The sequence below is a fragment of the Streptomyces cyaneus genome (assembly GCF_004028635.1).
In the GTDB taxonomy this organism is placed as follows: domain Bacteria; phylum Actinomycetota; class Actinomycetes; order Streptomycetales; family Streptomycetaceae; genus Streptomyces; species Streptomyces cyaneus.
Genome location: NZ_RQJW01000003.1, coordinates 1 through 17,581 on the forward strand (window position 1 = coordinate 1; position 17,581 = coordinate 17,581).

At 70.1% G+C, this 17,581-nt stretch carries 13 protein-coding genes and 1 pseudogene; 9 read left to right on the forward strand and 5 right to left on the reverse strand.

The features are described from left to right. Positions 1 to 544: 544 nt before the first annotated feature. The 7 genes from EHO50_RS09290 to tpg (EHO50_RS09320) all read left to right on the forward strand — a co-directional run bounded on the left by EHO50_RS09290 (position 545) and on the right by tpg (EHO50_RS09320) (position 9,372). Positions 545 to 2,944: a DEAD/DEAH box helicase gene (locus EHO50_RS09290; protein ID WP_128429414.1), complete on the forward strand. Its 2,400-nt coding sequence runs from the start codon at positions 545 to 547 to the stop codon at positions 2,942 to 2,944. 57 nt (positions 2,945 to 3,001) lie between these two features. After that, on the forward strand, positions 3,002 to 5,101 hold the full coding sequence (tap, locus tag EHO50_RS09295; protein ID WP_128429415.1) for a telomere-associated protein Tap: 2,100 nt from the start codon (positions 3,002 to 3,004) through the stop codon (positions 5,099 to 5,101). Positions 5,102 to 5,104: 3 nt separating this feature from the next. Then, positions 5,105 to 5,665 (forward strand): telomere-protecting terminal protein Tpg, encoded by a 561-nt coding sequence (gene tpg / locus EHO50_RS09300; protein ID WP_128429416.1) that lies wholly within the window; start codon positions 5,105 to 5,107, stop codon positions 5,663 to 5,665. A 100-nt stretch (positions 5,666 to 5,765) separates the two neighbouring features. Then, complete coding sequence (locus tag EHO50_RS09305; RefSeq protein ID WP_128429417.1) at positions 5,766 to 6,104, forward strand: hypothetical protein; 339 nt, start codon at positions 5,766 to 5,768, stop codon at positions 6,102 to 6,104. 4 nt (positions 6,105 to 6,108) lie between these two features. Continuing rightward, a complete protein-coding gene (locus EHO50_RS09310) occupies positions 6,109 to 7,272 on the forward strand; it encodes a site-specific integrase (RefSeq protein ID WP_128429418.1) in 1,164 nt (387 codons plus the stop codon). Positions 7,273 to 7,734: 462 nt separating this feature from the next. Continuing rightward, on the forward strand, positions 7,735 to 8,613 hold the full coding sequence (locus EHO50_RS09315) for a hypothetical protein (RefSeq protein ID WP_128429419.1): 879 nt from the start codon (positions 7,735 to 7,737) through the stop codon (positions 8,611 to 8,613). Positions 8,614 to 8,814: 201 nt separating this feature from the next. Then, the gene (tpg, locus tag EHO50_RS09320) at positions 8,815 to 9,372 is read left to right on the forward strand and encodes a telomere-protecting terminal protein Tpg (RefSeq protein ID WP_164904801.1); all 558 of its coding nucleotides are present in this window, start codon (positions 8,815 to 8,817) and stop codon (positions 9,370 to 9,372) included. 65 nt (positions 9,373 to 9,437) lie between these two features. On the opposite strand, the gene EHO50_RS44880 is transcribed toward tpg (EHO50_RS09320), so the two are convergent. Beyond that, positions 9,438 to 10,004: a hypothetical protein gene (locus EHO50_RS44880; RefSeq protein WP_246101090.1), complete on the reverse strand. Its 567-nt coding sequence runs from the start codon at positions 10,002 to 10,004 to the stop codon at positions 9,438 to 9,440. 7 nt (positions 10,005 to 10,011) lie between these two features. On the opposite strand from EHO50_RS44880, the gene EHO50_RS44885 reads away from it, so the two are divergent. After that, positions 10,012 to 10,572 (forward strand): hypothetical protein, encoded by a 561-nt coding sequence (locus EHO50_RS44885; RefSeq protein WP_246101091.1) that lies wholly within the window; start codon positions 10,012 to 10,014, stop codon positions 10,570 to 10,572. On the opposite strand, the gene EHO50_RS09330 is transcribed toward EHO50_RS44885, so the two are convergent. The 3 genes and pseudogenes from EHO50_RS09330 to EHO50_RS45980 all read right to left on the reverse strand — a co-directional run. Continuing rightward, the gene (locus tag EHO50_RS09330; RefSeq protein WP_181449585.1) at positions 10,556 to 11,299 is read right to left on the reverse strand and encodes an AAA family ATPase; all 744 of its coding nucleotides are present in this window, start codon (positions 11,297 to 11,299) and stop codon (positions 10,556 to 10,558) included. The genes EHO50_RS44885 and EHO50_RS09330 overlap by 17 nt on opposite strands. Before the next feature lie 145 nt (positions 11,300 to 11,444). Beyond that, positions 11,445 to 12,656 (reverse strand): Mu transposase C-terminal domain-containing protein, encoded by a 1,212-nt coding sequence (locus tag EHO50_RS09335; RefSeq protein WP_246101092.1) that lies wholly within the window; start codon positions 12,654 to 12,656, stop codon positions 11,445 to 11,447. A gap of 125 nt (positions 12,657 to 12,781) precedes the next feature. After that, positions 12,782 to 13,510: pseudogene (locus tag EHO50_RS45980) on the reverse strand (AAA family ATPase); the annotation flags it as partial. A 2,306-nt stretch (positions 13,511 to 15,816) separates the two neighbouring features. Between EHO50_RS45980 and EHO50_RS09345 the strand changes: the two are divergent. Further along, positions 15,817 to 16,104, forward strand: a complete 288-nt coding sequence (locus EHO50_RS09345) for an alpha-amylase (protein WP_246101093.1) — start codon at positions 15,817 to 15,819, stop codon at positions 16,102 to 16,104. Between the two features lie 108 nt (positions 16,105 to 16,212). Here the strand turns inward: EHO50_RS09345 and EHO50_RS09350 are convergent, their stop codons facing one another. Continuing rightward, complete coding sequence (locus EHO50_RS09350; RefSeq protein ID WP_128429424.1) at positions 16,213 to 17,142, reverse strand: S1 family peptidase; 930 nt, start codon at positions 17,140 to 17,142, stop codon at positions 16,213 to 16,215. Positions 17,143 to 17,581 lie beyond the last annotated feature (439 nt).

The window sequence follows — 17,581 nt, forward strand, 5'->3', positions numbered from 1 at the left end:
TGCATAGAGAACGGCTCCGCTGACGCTCCGCCAGATTCCCGCGCAAGCGCGGGAATCGAATTCCGCAAGCGGAATTCTGAGTGCGTGTCAATTCGCGCAAGCGCGAATTGATGGAATCCCGCAAGCGGGATTCCTGAGGCTGGCAGCAAGGGGTGGGTGCATCACGCGCGGGACTGTGTAGGGCTTGGGATTCCCAGCTGCCACCCCTGTAACGGATGTGACGGACCGTCGGCCTGACGAGGTGCCGGCCTCGTTGTAGTGACGGGTTCCGCTGCGCTCCACCCTGAACCCCTCCCCCACCGTCTGACTGTCCCCGACGTGTTCACCGATGGCCTGTCAGCATACAGGGCAACCGGTCGTTCGTGGATGGGATTGAGTCAGGTGCCACCCTCGGGCGCAGAAGTTGATGTGCGGGTGATGCATCATGGAGTCATCACTGTGTAGAGTCTGGAATCAGATGCTACACCCCTACCGCCGCGTATCTTGCGCCTGAATTCCATTTGTTATTACGCGCCGCATTTCCGCGAAAAGGAGAACACGGGGCATGGCCGTGAAGCTGCGTGATCACCAGATCGAGGCCGTTGCCGCCATTGTGCGGGGTCTTGATGTTCCGCCGGGCGGTATTCCCTGGAATGGTCTTCGTGGGCAGGTGCACGCGGCGTGTGGCACGGGGAAGACCATCATGGCTGCCGCGTCGGCGAGGCGGCTTGTGCCCAGGGGGCGTGTGCTCGTGCTGGTGCCGACGCTGGATCTGCTGGCGCAGACGGTGAGGGCGTGGCACGAGGCTGGGCACAAGGGGCCGGCGGTTGCGGTGTGTTCGCTCCAGGACGATCCGGAGCTGTGGTCGTTGAAGGTGCGCTCCACGACGAACCCGATCCAGTTGGCGCTGTGGCACGGGCAGGGGCCGGTCACCATCTACGCGACCTACGCCAGCTTGGGTGTCCTGGCGGAAGCGTTCAAGGGCGTCTACGGCCAGAAGTTGGACCCCGTGGACCTGGCGGTGGTTGATGAGGCGCACCGGACGTCGGGGTCGATGGGTAAGGCGTGGGCGGACATCCACGATCAGAGCGTCATCCCGGCGTACCGGCGGCTGTACCTGACGGCGACGCCGCGGATCTGGGAAGAGCGGCTCAGCCGGGAGGTTGCCGAGGGGGTGCGGGATCCGCTGCCGCGGGAGATGGCAGCGTCCATGGACGACGAGACCGTCTTCGGGCCCGTCCTCTACAAGCTCAGCTTGGCGTCTGCCGTGTCCCGGGGGTTGCTGGCGCGGTATCAGATCATCGTCCTGGAGCTGAAGGATCCGGTCGTCACTCCGGAACGGCTGATGGGCGAGGAGCGGCGCAGCGAAGAGGTGCGCGGTCAGCGGCTCGGAGCCTTGCAGGCCGCACTCCTGCACACCATGGCGCAGCACAACCTGTCGACGTGCATCACCTTCCACCACCGCACCATCGAGGCGCAGGCGTACGCGGAGGGTCTGGAGCGGGTGGCTGCGAAGCTGCACGCTGATCAGCCCGAGACCTACCCCAAGCGCATCTGGGCCGACTGGCTGTGCGGCGAACACGTCCCCGAGCACCGGCAGGAGGTTCTCGGCTCGTTCGGGACCACGGCGCAGCGCGCCGTGCTCTCCAACTGCCGTGTCCTGGGCGAGGGCGTCGACATCCGCGCGGTGGACTCCGTGGCCCTGCTGGACCCCAAGGGAGCGCCGCACGACATCGTCCAGGCCATCGGCCGGGCACTCCGGCAGAAGCCGGGACAGGGCAAACTCGCCTCCTTGATCGTGCCTGTCTTCCTCCAGCCCGGAGAAATGCCCGAGGATATGTTCACCTCGGGGTCGTATCGCCCGTTGGTGAAAGTCTTGGAAGGCCTGCGCGCTCACGATGAGGAAGCCGTCGAGCTGCTCGCCATTCCCCAGGAGCCTCAGAAGGATGTCGCCCAACCGTCCGTGAACATCGGCACGCCGCCCGAGGAAGGCGAAGCCGAATCACGGTTGCTGCTCCGTTTCGCCGCCCCGCGCGACCCGGTGATGGTCGCGGACTGGGTCAGCTTCAACGTGATCGACACCGAACGCCAGGACTGGGCCCGCGGCTGGGCAAAACTGAAGACATACGTCGAACGGGTCGGGAACGCCCGCGTGCCCTACGGACACCGCGAAGGCGCCACACCACTAGGACAATGGGTCGCAGAACAACGACGCGCCTACACAGCCGGACAGATGACCGGCCAACGCGCACGGCGACTCGAACAACTCGGCATGGTCTGGTCCCTGGCAGATGAGCGCTTCCAGGAGAACCTGGAGGCCGCCAAGGCCTACTACGACCAGCACTGGACACTCTGCGCACCGAGGTCGGCGACCATGCTGGACAGGCCGTTGGGGATGTGGCTCGCGAATTTGCGGCGACCCGGCGCCCTCGACGGACACCCCGACTGGAAGACCGCGCTGGAAGCCGTGGACGAGGACTGGAACCCGGACTGGCCGCCGGACTGGCAACGCCACTACGCCGCACTCCGCGAACTCGTACGCGACGAAGACAGCCAGGCCAGTGAGACCGACGTCCTGCCCGGCCTCACCGTCCACGGCATGGACATCGGGAAGTGGCTGGCCCGACAGCGCAAGCCCGAGGTCTGGCAGGCCCTTCACGACGGGCAGCGCGAACGCCTGGAGCGGCTCGGCATCACGCCGCTGGCCCCGGAGCCGGAGACGTCCGCGAAGCCGCCCACGACGCCCATGAGCGCCTTCGAGAAAGGCCTGGCGGCCCTGACGCAGTACAAGACCCGCGAGGGGCACGTGACCGTCCCACGGGGGCACGTAGAGCGGCTAGAGGACGGCACAGAGGTCAAGCTCGGAGTCTGGACCATGAACCAGAAATCCCGCCGCGCCAAGCTCACCTCCGACAAGCTCGCTGCGTTGGCCGCGCTGGGACTGAAATGGGCGGCGGAAGGTTAAGGAGGGGGGTAAGTTGGTGGGTAAGTTTGGTTGGCTCTCGAGTAAAGGGTGCGGGGCATGCCATCTGAGGAAGAGCTGTTCGCGTCTGTCGACGCTCTACTGAATGAGGAGCCGCACCTGCCGCCTCCGGCGGAGCGGGCCCGGCTGCGTGAGGCTGCCGGCATCACCCAGGCCCGCCTCGCCACCGCGCTGAAGACGACGACCCAGTCCGTGAAGAACTGGGAGAACGGCCGCAGCGAGCCGAAGTCGCCGCGCCTGGATGCCTACCAGCGGCTGCTGAACGGGTGGGCGGCAAAGTATCCGGCCCCCGGTGCCGTGTCGGCTGCCGCGACGGTGCCCGCAGCGCCTGCCGCACCGGCCGCGTCCGAGGTGGAGACGGCAGACGCCCCGCAGCCTGTCGACGTTCCAGGTGCGGGGCTGGCGCGTCCCGCCACCCGGTCCGGCGCGACGTCGCGGCGCCCGGCCCCTCAAAAGGCTGCGAGGCCGGTAGCCGATCCGCGGTTCCCGCACGGCCCGCTCGCGGTGCTGGACGGTGACGGCTGCGCGTACGGCGTGGACGGCATCGTGCTCGACTGCCCGGCGACAAGCGTGGTGGAGCTGGTGGAGTGGACGCTGCGCGAGTCCGGCCTCGGTGCGCCGCGTCTGCACCGCAACGGCAAGGACAGCGACCCGCTGATCGTGCTCACCGCCGCGGCCGCCGTGAAGCTCGGACTGCCCGAGCGCCTGGAGGGCCATGAGCAGCGCCGCTCACTGCGCCTTGCGGAGGACCATCCGGTGGTCAAGCAGGTGGTGAAGGCGAAATGGCGGCTCACCCAGCGCGGGTTCGGCCCGTGGGCAAGGATCTACCGCAAGGTACAGGGGCGCGAGCGGCAGTGCGTGCAACTGGCGATCCTGTCGTGGGACGCCCTCGACGAGCGGTCCTGGCCCGGCGTAACGGAGATGGAGCCGACCGACATCGCCCGCGTCCTCGGTGTCTATGCCCAGCGGGTCATCACGCCGCGCGGCTCGACGGCCGTGTCCGGGCTGGAACTGATGACCGCGCTGCGTCCGCCCACCCGCGCGGTGCAGGACCCGCAGACGGGAAACTGGGTGCCCGGCCACAACCCCGGCTCACTGGGCACGGAGCCGATGGACCCGGCCCCGCCCGAGGCCACCGCCGAGCACCCCGTCGTCGTCGACAGCGGCTGGAGCGGCGGGTTCCTGAACGAGGAGGCGTACCAGTGGGTGCGCGACGTCAGCCTGCTCACCGATGAGGAGTGCACGCTGCCGTACGCGGTCGGCCTGGACCTCAACACCGCCTTCCTCGCCGCCGCGGCCCGCCTGGTCGTCGGCCTCTCCGCCCCGGACCACTTCCGTGCCCCGACGTTCAACCCGAAGATCCCCGGCTCCTGGCTCGTCGACCTGTCCCACGTCGAGGTGGACCCGCGTCTGCCCAGCCCGTTCACGCCGACCGGCGAGCGGCCGACGGGACCGGCCTGGTACCAGACACACACCGTCGCCTACGCCCAGGAACTCGGCCACAACGTCGCTCCGATCGAGGCGTACCTGCGCCGGGAGACCGGCGCCTACCTGGACCCGTGGCACGACCGGTTGAAGAACGCCTACGTCGACACCCTCGCCGACCTCGGCGTCACCAAGGACCTGACCGACGCGGAGTTCCTGGCGGCGATGGAGCGGCACAAGGACGTGGACCCGGCGATGGCGGCCGTGCTCGCGGCCATCAAGGCGACCGTGAAGGGCGGTATCGGCAAGCTGCGCGAGCGCCCCCAGGGCAGGAAGTACCAGGAGGGCGAGCGGTGGCCGGCCCTCCAGCGGCCGACCTGGCGCCCCGACATCCGCGCCGCCGTCATCAGCAAGGCCCGCATCAACATGCACCGCAAACTGCGCAACATGGCCACCATGACGGGCCTGTACCCGCTCGCCGTACTCTCCGACTGCGTCGTCTACCCCTCACCAGGCGACTCGCCGCTGGACTTCCTCCCGTACGCCGCCTCCGGCAAGCCGCAGCCCGGCGGGTTCCGCCTCGGACCCACCCCGGGCCTGGCCAAACTGGAGGGCGTCCAGTCGATGCTGTGGGCGGTCGACCTCATGGAACAGGGCCACAACCCCGCCCGCCACATCAAGGGCGGCGACGCCGTCCTCGACGAAGGAGAGTAGGCCGTGGCCGGAGAGATCGACGACGCGATCGAGCGGGCCGACCGGGAAGCCTTCACCCGCCAGCCGCCCAAGACACTCAAAGGGCAGATCGGCTACCTGATCCGGCAGTTGGGCAGCGCGAAGGCCGTCGCACGCGAGATCGGCGTCACCGCCGACTCCGTCAACCGCTACCGGCGCGGCGCCCGCAAACACGCCCGCCCCGACGTCGCCACGAAGATCAATGACGCCGTACGGCAGCGCTGGCAGCCCCAGGTGCGCAAACGCCGGCAGCAGCAGGCCGCCACCGCGACCGGGATCACCGTGGAGACCAGGGCCCGCTTCGGGTATACCGCACCGATCGGCACCACCGACGACGGACGCTTCCGCCGCCTCACCGTCCACCTCCCCCCGGCCTACGCACAACGCCTCTTCGACGCCCGCAACACAGGCGCCAGCGACCAGCAGATGCGCCAGATCATCGCCGAAGGACTCAAAGAGATCTACTTCCAAGACAGCGGAGCCCGCGCTCTGGGCCTCTCCGACGTCACCCTCAACGACATCGACTACCTCGACCTCGACTACTGATCCTGCCTCGGTGCAGCTTCCGGCGTGGGGTGTGGAACTCCGCGTAATTTCCCTTATACAAGGCTGCTTCCGGAGCGGCCCAGGGAAGGGAATTCACTCGATGGCTGTCACCGTCCCCACCGCCGACGACGTCCAGGCGCTGCACGACTTCATCCTTCAGCGCGCCGACGAGGAGCACGCGGCCACCACGGACGACGACACCATGGAACCCGACGCCATGGCCCGCTTCTGGCGCATCTCGAACTCCAACAAGTACGCGATCACGGCCACCGCAGAGGGCCTCGTGGAACTCCTGAGCAGAGGCGACACCGAGCAGGCCGCGCGCGCCTGGCACCTCCTGACCGGTGCGGGCGAGCAATGGAAGGACCATCCCGCCTTCCTCCCCGTCTGGGAGAACGCTCAGCTCGCGCGGGTCCGTCAGATGATCGCGGGGGGCTGATGCCGTGGACGACGAGACGGAGGTCGTCGACGCCGAGCTGGTCGACGGGGAGGGGCGGCTGCCCGTTCCCGCGCAGGGGCCGGCGCCCCGGGCGTTGGTGGACCGGCACACGCTGATGCGCCCCAGCGCGCCGGTCCCGACGGCGGCGGACCTGCCGATGTACAGCGAGGCCGACTTCCGGATCTCCCAGGAGACCGCCGACCTGATCGACGGAGCGCCGCCTGCCAACACCTCACGCACCTACGGCTCCGCCCTCGGCCAGTTCAAAGCCTGGTGCGCCGAGCGCGGCCGGGTGCCGATGCCGGCCACCACGGCAACGTTCGTGGGGTACGTCGGGCACCCGGTGCAGCGGGACATGGCGCCCTCATCCATCCAGGTCCACATGTCGGCGATCCGCTCGGCCCACCCGGACGGACAGCAGCCCGGCACGAAGGAGGCCCGGCAGATCCTGCGCAAGCGCGCCCAGGAGTGGGCCCGGAGCCGCACGTCCCGCAAGGCCCCGCCGATCCGTACGCCCGCCCTCGCCGCCATGGTGGCCACGTGCACGGCGACGAGTGACCGGGAGCGGCCCAAGGCCGTGCGGGACGCGGCCCTGCTCACGCTGGGCTGGGGGATGCTGGCCCGCCGCAGCGAGCTGGCGAACCTCCTGATCGAGCAACTGGTCGTGGAGGACGACGGCGTGACCGTGCTGGTGGCCTTCTCCAAGACTGACCAGGCCGCCAGGGGCGAGCAGACCTTCGTGCCGGCCGACCCGGACGAGCCGGCCGTGTGCCCCGTGGCACGGGTACGCGCATGGCTGGAGGAACTGCGCTGCCATGGGATTACGTCCGGTCCGCTGTTCCGGCAGATCACTCGGGGTGGCAGCATCCGCCCGCGCTCTGGGCCGCGCGGCGACTTCCTCAGCCCCGACGCCGTCGGGGACATCATCAAGGGCCGCGCTCGGCTCGCCGGAGTCACGGCGCCCGACGGCCGCACGGCGACCGCGCACGGCGTGCGCCGCGGCCCGGCACAGGAGATCTCCGAAGCGGGCGGCGACCCGACCGCACAGGGCCGGTGGAAGCCCGGCTCCCCCACCGTCCGCAAGCACTACATCGAGCCCGCCCAGGGCAAGGCGAACAACCCGCTGCACGCCGCCCGGGCCAAGGCCCGGGAGCAGGCGAGCGCCTGACCTCCCATTTTGGCCCTGGATTCAGACATGCACGTGTGAGGGCCCGGAGCGATGCTCCGGGCCCTCACACGGTGAGACCACAGGGGAGGGGGACGAGGAGGCACAACCTCGTCTGTTCCCCTCCGCCATCCGTCAGCCGAAACCTATATCGGGGACGACGAACCGTCGGACTACGTGAACCGTGGTGACACTGAGTCAGCCGCAGTCAGGAGAACGGGAGTAGGTACACCACCCGGCCAGCCCTCAACATCAGCTGCTCTAGTTCCAAGGTAGACGGACCGGCCGGAGAAGCGCCAGTGTCTTATCGCCTGACAACCCGGCAGACCCCCACCCTTGCACCCTATGTGACACGGTCTCACCCAGTGAGAGGGGTACCTTTGTGCCGGATAACCCCTACCTTAGAAGCCGGAACTACGTAACTATGAATTACTGATATCTACTGACTCTACGAGGGGTGCCCCGGTGCAAGCGGAAAATCCGACGGCCCAGACGAAGCGCTCCCCGTCGAACGGAGCACTGCAGGCGGCGGAGAACGCCGCCCGCTACGGACGGAACAAGGCCCAGCTGCGCTACAGCTTCGTCCAGCGCAGTCACCCCGACGATCCGCCCCCTCCGCTGGCGCGCATGCTGCGGGGCGGCCGGGGCGGCCAGGTGCGGCTGAAGCTGTACCTGAGCTACCTCTGGATGCAGAGGGAAGACACGGCCCAGGGCCTTACCTTTGCGAACCGGGCCTGGGCGACCTTGCTTGACCTTCGCGATCCGGCGACGGCCGGGGCCCGGCGGATTGGTGACGCACAAGCATGGCTGGAGGAGAACCAGTTCATCGAGATCGTCTCTCAGATGGGGCGCCCCAACCAGGTCCTCGTTCTGGATGAGAGCGGCACCGGTCAGGCCTACGTGGCCCCCGGGGCCGCAGCCCGCAAAGAGGCTAAGTCTGTTTTCGGGGCGATCGTCCACCGCTACGTCCAGATCCCACGGGCCTTTTGGACTAGCGGGTACCTCACCGTGCTGTCCGGTGCTGGCGTCGCGATGTTCCTCGCGTTGCTGTGTGAACGCGGGCCAGCCTCGAGCGATGAGGCCTTGTGGTTCAGCCCCAAGGACGCAGAACGCCGCTTCGGGCTCAGCGAGGACACCCGCAGCAAGGGCCTCCGGGAGCTCGCGGAGGTCGGACTCGTGCGCACGAAGCGACGCCCCATCAACCCCACCGACTTCGAGGTCGTCCACGTGCGCAATGTCCACTACCTCGATCTAGACCGCCTCAACGAGACGGCGGGCATCAAGGCCGCGCCGCGGCGTGTGGTGCGTGTGTCGAAGAAGCGCACGGCAAAGGAAGCTCCGTAGCCGACCTCCCGTCAGCAAATCCGGCCGCCCCCTCGGCCTTCTCCTCACCGAGAACGCCTCGCCGTGCCCGGGTGTCGTAGCCGACGGCAGCCGGCGCTGTCACGAAGACACCGAAACCGGCGGGCAGGAGTCCCGGGTGTGCGAGACCTGACACCACGGGCCGTGGGGAGGAGCCCCGCAGGCCGATCAAGGGAGATGGACGTGGGAGAGATCGCGCAGGGGCTGGAGCGCGCGCTGCGCACCCGGCCCGTTCCCCCGGACACCGAGACCCGCTTGCGGTTCCTGCTCGCCGCGCACCAGGGCTCCACCCGGCAAGTGGCCGCCGTACTGGAGGTGTCGCAGCGCACCGTGCAGCGGTGGGTGACGAAGAAGCCCGGAGCGCGGCGTTCGCCGGGGCCTGCGCAGATCCAGGTGATCGAGGAGGCGGTCTCGGCCAGATGGCAACCTCGGGTACGGGCCCGCCGACAGACCCGGGCCGAAGCGGAAGGCTTCGTCCTGCACACCAGGGCGCGGTTCGGATTCGCCGACGCGGCCCGGTCCTCGGACGACCCGCGGGTGCGACGCATCACCCAGCGCCTGTCCGGGGAGGTCGCTCGAGAACTGTTCGCCGCGCGGGACGCCGGCGCGGGCGAGCAGCAGCAGATGGCGATCCTCGCCCGAGCTTTGGGCCATGCCTACTTCCGGGACGGAGGCAGTCGTGCCCACGGTCTCGGGATCGCCTTCACCGACGTGGAGTTCGCCGATTTCTCCATCGGCTGACCCCCCGGCTCGCTGTGCCGCGCGGCGCCGTCTTCCCTTGCCGGCCCTGGGTGTCCGGTCTGGGCTCAGGGCGAAGGCGGGCTCTGGTGCCGCGTCAGCACCGTGTCGTAGCGCTGTGCCTCCTGGCGTTCGCGCCAATCCCACTGGATACGGCCGGTGCGCTGGCCGACGGGCGGTTGCGGCGGGCGAAGCCTCGCCGCTTCGGCCACGCGCAGCAGGTGCGTGCGGTCGTGAGGACCGGCCAGCAGATGCCGGTCCTGGCCGGGCGCGAGCCGGGCGAAGCACACGGCAGCCTTCAGGAAGGCGCGCGCCCACGGCGGCACGCCGTAGGTGGCGCAGCCGTCGGTGTAGCGGGCGCGGTCATGCAGGGCCAGGCTGGCCGCCGCGTCGTCGTAGTCGCCGGGGCGGGCGGTGGCGAGCTGCTGGAAGGAGCCGCCGGTGAATGACGCGGCGGTGAGGGCTGCGGCCAAGCGGGGGTGGGCGGTCACGGTGGCCAGGCGTCGGGCGATCTCCCCGGCTGTCTGCTGGGTGAGCGGTGCGGGTGGCGGGCGGTGCCGGAAGACGATCGGCGGCGGCGTGCACGGGGCGGTACATGGAGCGGGGCTGTCGTAGGAGACCAGGCGCTCCAGCACGGGCAGAGTGAGCCACCGGCCGGCCGGCCGGCCGGGCGGGCTCGTCAACAAGCGGGGGTACGGGAGCGGTTGCGCCGTAGTAGTGGCGGCGGGCGGCCTGGAAGTCGGCGATGACGGCGTAGTCGGCCGTCTGCAGCGCCTGGTGCAGGGCGGCGGGCAGATGGGGGCGGTGGCAGACCAGGGTCAGGTGGATGCCGGTGAGGGCGCACATCTGCAGGAGGCGCATCGTGCGGCGGGTGGTGAGGCGGTGGGCGCGCAGGACGGTCAGCCGGGTGATGGGCAGGACCGTGATCCAGGCGGTGGCGGCTTCCCAGGCGGGCTGACGGCCGGCGGGGAAACGCCCCGGGAGCAGGGGCGGTTTGCCCAGAGCGGCCAGAAGGTCGTGGGCGAGGCCGGTCTCGCTGGTACTGCCCGGGCCGGGGTGCAGGGTGATCCGCCCGGAGGGCGGATGGTGGGCGGCCAGGGCCGTGTGCGTGTGAATCGCATCGTCGCCCGGGTCGAGGACCACGGCGACGGACGGTGGCATGGTGGGCGGCATGGCGGCGTGGTGGTCAGGCGAGGCGGCTGAAGGCCCAGCGCAGCAGTTCCCGGTCGGCCCGGGGCCGGCCGGTGCGGGCGAGCGCGGTACGGGTGTGGGCGGTCAACTGGGCCCAGGCGCGAAAGTTGCCATGGGCGGCGTGGCTGTCGGCGAAAGCGATGTCGTCGGGGGCGGCGTCGGCCCACACCGGATGGAACAGGGGGATGACCTGCTGGACTTCGTCTGGGGTGAGGCGGGTGAAGTGCTGCCAGATGAAGACCCGGGAGGAGAGCATCGGTTCGCGCCGCAGCACGGTGTGGCAGCCCTCGCCGCCGACGAAGACGACCGCGAAGCGAGTGGCGGGCTCGTCCCACAGGTAGCGGAAGTATTCGAACGCTTCCCCGTTGAGCCACTGGGCCTCGTCGACGAGGAAGGTGCGGGGGTGTTCGGCCAGGGCGGTTTTCAGCAGGCGGTCGAACTCGCTGGGGTGGCGGGGCGGTTCGCCGGGCAGGTCGAGGGCGGTGAACAGCTCGTAGCGCACGGCCCGGGCGGTGGGGCGGGCGCGGAAGGTGACCCGTCGGACGTCCTCTGCGGGTTCGAGTTCGTGCAGGCAGGTGTTGACCGCGAGCGTCTTGCCGAAGCCGGCACCGCCGTGGATGCACATCATGGCGCGTGCGGCGACGGTGTCTGTGATGTTCTCCCGCGCGGTGAGCAGGGCCCGGGTGGTAACGACGGCCGCGTCGGGCAGGTCGACGTACTGGTAGGTGGCCGCGGTCATCAGGCGTCTCCTGCGGGTCGGGAGCCGGGCTCCGGCGCAACGTCCGCCGACGGGTCTGCTGGGACGGAGGCGGGCGGGGGCGTCGCTGTGCCGGCCGCAAGGGCGGGCGGAGTGCGCCAGTGCGCCGGAGGCGGGGCGGGCGGGATCAGGTCGGGCAGTGCCAGCCGTGCGACGTCGGTGTAGTCGGCGGCGGCGAGTTCACGCTCGGCCTGGGCGGCCGTGACGGCTCCCAGCCGCTGGGCGGGCTCCGCACTGGTGGTGGGGGCGAATCGCTGGCGGCGCAGGCGTCGGCGGCCTTCACGTCGGCGCGCAGGCGCCGGGCGCGCTCCGCACGTGCCTCGCGCAGCGCCTGCAGCTGCTCGGGAGTGGCCGCGTCCGCGAGGTGCGCCGGGCCGAGGTGGCGGCCTCGGGCGTCGCAGACCTCGATCTCGTGGTCGTGGTGCGGCATGTAGCGCACGCGGACCTGGCGGCCGGCCTGGCCAGTCATCCACGCGGCGGTGTAGGTGCGGCCGCGCCAGCTCACGCCGTGGCTGGTCAGCTTCCTGGGCCGGCCGTCGTCCTCGAGGGTGAAGGCCCACAGGTCGGCGGCGGGGATGTCGGTGACAGGGGTCGGATCGGCCTGCCACGCCTCCAGCGGCGTACGGCCCGACAGGGCTTTCGGGCGGTGCGCGGTGTTCCACCAGTTCGTCCACGCCAGGACCTCCGCGGTGAAGTCCTGGAACGACAGGGCGGACACCGCCCCCGCAGTACGTCCGCGCCGCTGCGAGCGGGGCCCGGTGGGAGCGGCGGTGTAGCCGGGCAGGGCGGCGAACAGCATCCGGTCCGCAGCCCGGTTGAGGCTCTCCACCGTGCCTTTCAGATGCGGGCTGTAGGCAGGCAGGTCATTGACCGTCACGCCCATCGCGCCGAGCGCGGTGGTGACGGCGGCCGACAGGAAGTCCTTGCCCCGGTCCACCCTCACCAGCTCCGGCACTCCCCCGGCCGGGCCGTAGGGCTCATCCCGCACCACAGCGGCGCGCAAGGCGGCCAGCACCGACGCGCGGGAGGGATGACCCGGGGTGACAGCGGTACCGGTGATGACCTTGGTGGCGGTGTCGATGAACCAGGTGATCCACGGGCGCACCAGGTCGCCGTCGGCGTCGACCAGCAGCGGGGCCTGGACGTGGTCGGTCTCCCAGGCGTAGTTGCGCCATGACGGCGGCCGCTTGCCGAACACGTCATGGGCGCGTGCTGCCTCCGGACCGATGGCGAGACCGGCGGGCCTGCGCGAGGTGATCTTCGCCCAGGTACGGAAGTTGCCGCGGGCGGTCTGCTCATCCGCCCGCCCCAGGTCGGCCGGATCAGCGTCCTCCCACACCGGGTGGAACAGACCAGCGTCCGCGGCACGTCCTCCGGGTCGAGGCGGCTGACCTGATGCCAGGTCAGGACCCTCGAGCGCATCGCCGCGGCCCGGGCCAGCGCCCGCTCGCTGCCCGCCCCGCACAAGACCAGGGCAGCCGCACAGCCCGGCGAATCCCACAGCTGCCGCAGGTAGTCCAGCACCGGCGGCGACAGACGCTGCGCGTCGTCGAGGAACAGCACACCCGGCTCGGCCAGCGCCTCCGCCAACGCCTGGTCGGCCGGTCCGGCACGGTGGGTCAAGGACCCCGACGGCAGCCCCAGCGCCTCGCACAACGCGGCCCGCACCTGCGGCAGCCCGGGCCCGACCCCCACCACCGCCCGCCACACCGGCACCCGGCCGGGCAGCAGATGCAGAGCCTGCTCGACCGCGACCGTCTTCCCCAGCCCCGTATCCCCGTACACGCAGCCGATCCCCCGCGCGGCGACCGTGTGCCCCACCGCCTCCACCACCTGGGCCACCTGCCGCGTGGACACCAGCCGCGCCCCCGGCGCATACAACCGCACCCCACCCGACACCCGGGCACGCGCAGCAGTCTTCACCACGCCGGACCGCTGTTCACCATCCGTACCGGACGGCTCGCCGTCCGGGCCGTCCACGACCGGCGGGCCGTTCGCACCATCGGCGAAGCCGAGTTCGGCCAGTGCCCGGTCGTACCGGCTCGGTTCCACCCGGCCCGACGCGGCGCGGGCGACGTGAAGCACCCGGCCCGCCCGCAGCCCGTCCTTGATCGCACGGTGCAGCGTCGCCAAGGACGGCACAAATTCCGCCTCCCAGCGTTCCAGCGTGCCCTCGTCCTGCGCCCTGAGCATCCTGCGGCGCAGCTCGGCGACGTTCCCGCCCACCTGGGTGAGGACCTCCCACAACGGGTCGCCCACCGTGAACCCGCCCTGCCGCGGCCGAGCCTCCACCTGCCCCTCACGCCCCTCGGCCAGCCACCGCCACACCGTCCGCTCCGTCACCCCCGCCAAACCGGCCGCGATCCGCACATGCAACGACGACAGACCCCCCTCACCCCGGTCCACCGCCAGCAGCCGCCGCACCACCACCGCCCGCTCCACCCGCCCGGCCACCGCCAAAACAGCCGGACCCGGCACCGTCTCCCCCACCGGGGTTCCCGAACCCGTCACAAGGCCAACCCCACCGCCTCGGCCGCCCCTCCACACGAAGACCGGAAAACCCAACACAGCCGGACCGCGATCTGCTAGCCACACCGTGACAGCCACCCGGTCACCCCCATGACAGCAGCCAGTTCCACGAGCCGGCCCCGTGGACTGCAGTCAGCACCCCGCCCCGCCGACATCGCCCTGTACTGAGCCTGGCCCACCTACGGAAGCACCTGCATGCCGGCAGTAGCGGCAGCTACCCTCCCGGCTCAGCGAGCCTCACACCCGACCGGTCAAACGGCACCTGCGACAAGAAGGCGTGCCAGCGCCTCTTCCCCAGTCGGAGGCAGGGCATCGGCAGTCAGCGACGTGCCCGGTGGAGGCGTCGGTCCAGTATTGGCTTATGGCGTCCGGGCCGACTCTCCAGGATGTGCTCGCATGTTCGGGCTCCTGCCGCGAACTCGGCGCCGGTGCGTGCCGTCATCGCCCGGAAGAACGCCCGACCATCCGGGGACTGACTGCTGGTCGTCCAGCGATACCCAGGACCGTCCAGGAGTGCCCTGTCGACAAGGCGTGTGCCGAGCCCCTGCCGCTGCACTTCCGGGGAGAGCGAGATTTTCGAGATGACGCCCCGCTCGCACTGATGACAGACCTTCCACACCAGCCGCGCATCGGATATCCCGTCACGGCCGTAGACGCGAATGTCCTGGAACCCAGCAGGCCGCGTCGCGGCGTGCAGCAGAAAGAACCACTCGGTCCTCGGACGGCGAAGAAGCATCCACCGCCAACGAAACTCATCCAGCCCGTCAGGCGTCCTCATCGGAGCTCCCTCGCCAGTCCACTGCCGAGTCCAAGTCTCGCGGGCGCCGCTGCGGTTGTCCTTCAAACAATAGGAACAGCCACCTCCACGACAGCCGGCCTACCCCACACTGGCCGGAAAACAGCAGCCGCTTGGTCACCTCATGACAGCAGACCTGCCCGCAACCATCCACATGACCAGGCACCCAGCACCCTGTCCCGCTGACACCCACCCAATGCCACCAACGCGCCCACTCACACCGACACAGCACACCACCAGACCAGCACCACCGACTCTCACCACTACCGACCCCAAGCCGCAAGGTCGCACGTCAATGTCATCACAATCGCTCCAGGTCAGGCGCTCTCACTGCTTCGGACCTGCGCCAAGTATTTCTGCTCCCGCACAAACACCTGCCCACCGCCGCCTTCCCGGCCAGCACGTTCAGGCCCAGCTCGCTGAGCGGATCCGGCCTGCGCGACCTGGCAACCTCAGGCTCCCGCACGGTCAGCAAAGCCCGCCCCGCCCGACGGTCCCTGCGGATCACCCGGCTCAACGTCGACGCCGACGGCACCGATTCCCCGCCGCCAGCAGCGACCAGTCGGCGCCTCAGTTCAGCGACGTCCCTCCCACCTCACCCAGCAGCTCCCACACATCGTCCGACACCGCGCACCCCTGCCGGACCGGCGCCTCCACATACCCGCTCGCCTTCGCCTGCAACCCGACAAGCCGAACTGAGGCAACCGTTCGTTACGTCCCCGGGCCGGGCCGACCGGCACGGGAGCGTTCTGTTTTCGGGGGATGTTGCGTGCCCGGCGCTGCCGTCTTCCGGTGGGCGCCGCTGGGGGCCGCCAGGGCGGCCAATCACTTTCGGTCTCATCTCCGCCTTCACCGGTCGACGGCACCGGCAGTTGGTGGCAGGTGTAAGTCCTGCTCTCACGTCGCGGCGCGGCAGCGCCCGTCCGCGTCGCCCGGTCCTCCGGTCAGGACCCGCAGATGCCACTGACCGTCAGATGACCGCGGCTACCTGGTCGTTCACGACACGAAGGGCCCAAAGGCGGCCTGTGAAAGCGGTGTTGGAAGTTTCTGAAACTTGCCGCAAAGTATTTCATCCCCTTCTCAACGCCCCCTACGCTGAGGCCTATTCGTTCATGAAGTGAAGGGGATCAGGTCGATGGTGCGGTTCTTTTGTTCAACTTTCACAGCCCTTGCGGTGACTCTGTTCGCAGCGACGACCGGCACGGCGGTGTCCATGGAATCGGCTCAATCTGCGCAGAGCCCGACGATCGCGCCCGACTGCGTGCACCTCACCGTGGACTGGCGCTACACCTTCGCCAGGAACGACTGTTCCAGCACCTACACCCTGACTGTCGTCTACCTGGACGGAACCGAGGTCCCCTGCCGGACGGCGGCTCCCGGCGCCCTGATCACGTTTCCCGGGCGCGGAACTCAGGGCAACGAGGTCCTTGGCGCCGTCCTGTGCGACAGCGGCGGCGCCTGACAGCACCGCGCAAGCTTCTGCCCGCCTCGTGAGTCGCCCAGCTCCCCCGGGGGCCCGGTGTGTGATCCCGTACTTGCACCGGGCCCGTCGGGGTTTGCGTGTCGGTACTCAGTACACGTGCACCCCGAAGGCGTTCAGGGCCTCGGTGACCGGCTGGAAGAAGGTCACGCTGGGCGGGGTGGCGCAGTTGCCGCTGCCGCCGGAGGTGAGGCCCAGCGCCTGGGTGCCGGCGTAGAGGGGGCCGCCGCTGTCGCCGGGCTCGGCGCAGATGTTGGTGCGGATCATGCCCGTCACCACGCCGTCCGGATAGCGCACACTCCAGTTCACGCCGGTGACCCGGCCGCAGTGGGTGCCGGTGGTGGAGCCGCGGCGGCACGCGGCCTGGCCGCGCTGGGCGTCGCCGGCGCTGGTGATTTCCTGGTCGCCGACGGTGCCGGGCGGGACGGGCTGGCCAGGGTCGTAGGCGACGATGCCGTAGTCGTTGCCGGGGTAGCTGGAGCCGGTGGTGGTGCCGATGCGCGTGACGAGCCGGTCCGAGTACCAGGCGGTGGTTCCGTTGGTGCAGTGGCCGGCGGTGAGGAAGTAGTAGTTTCCGGCGCCGTCCTGAGTGTTGAAGCCCAGCGAGCAGCGAAGCGACCCGGCGGCGTCGCTGCTGTAGATGGCATCCCCTCCGGAGAGGTACCTGGTGAGCTTGCCGGGCAGGCGCTCGACGCGCAGCGCGCCGGCGTCGGAACCCGCGCCCCGCGTGATGGTGTCGATCGCGGCGGCGGACACGGTGCTGTCGGCGGCGAGCAGCACCCTGCCGGACGTGTCGTCCACGCTCCAGGCGGTCCCGGCCACATCGGCTCTTGCGACCGCCTTCTCGACCGCGGCGAGCTGCGCGGTGCTGTACGTGGTGGTCGGGCTCGGGTCGACGGTGCCTGCGTGGGCTGCGCTCCCGGCCAGGGCCGTCGCCGCCACGGCGGCCAGCCCGGACGCGAGGGCGACCAGGCGGGTACGTCGTCTCGCGCTGCGGGGCCGCGGGCGTCCGATACTCATACGGGCCTCCAGGAAAGGGTCGAGCCGGACGCCACAGGACAGGACGGGAACGGCTGCTCGGTGATCTCTTCCGGACGCTAACCGCGCCTTCAAGACCTGGGCGACCTGAGCACCGCGTATGGGTGACGGCCCGACAGGCCACCGCGCGGGGTCATGACACGACGTGTCGCCGGCCGTGGCGGACGACGGTGAGAGGCTCCTGGTGTCGCCGGACGAGCCGAGATCCGGGGATCGTGCCGGCCGAGCGGCGCGGCGGCCCGCTTGCGGTGCGGCGGCCCGGTACGGGCGCAAGGTGGGCAGTGGGCTCGGTGGGAGCGCGGTGATGACGGGCGGCAGGCGCTGTGCGAACGCTCACCGGTCGATGCTCGACATGCAGCCCGTTGGGCATCGGGCCATGGTGGAGACGAAGGAAGAGCGCCCGACCCGGCGTTGCGTTGGG

Coding starts and splice junctions, on each gene's coding strand:
- EHO50_RS09330 (WP_181449585.1), bottom strand. CDS start 11,299: ATGACCGCGGCCACCTACCAGTACGTCGACCTGCCCGACGCGGCCGTC.
- EHO50_RS09350 (WP_128429424.1), bottom strand. CDS start 17,142: ATGAGTATCGGACGCCCGCGGCCCCGCAGCGCGAGACGACGTACCCGC.
- EHO50_RS09305 (WP_128429417.1), top strand. CDS start 5,766: ATGGCTGTCACCGTCCCCACCGCCGACGACGTCCAGGCGCTGCACGAC.
- tap (WP_128429415.1), top strand. CDS start 3,002: ATGCCATCTGAGGAAGAGCTGTTCGCGTCTGTCGACGCTCTACTGAAT.
- EHO50_RS09290 (WP_128429414.1), top strand. CDS start 545: ATGGCCGTGAAGCTGCGTGATCACCAGATCGAGGCCGTTGCCGCCATT.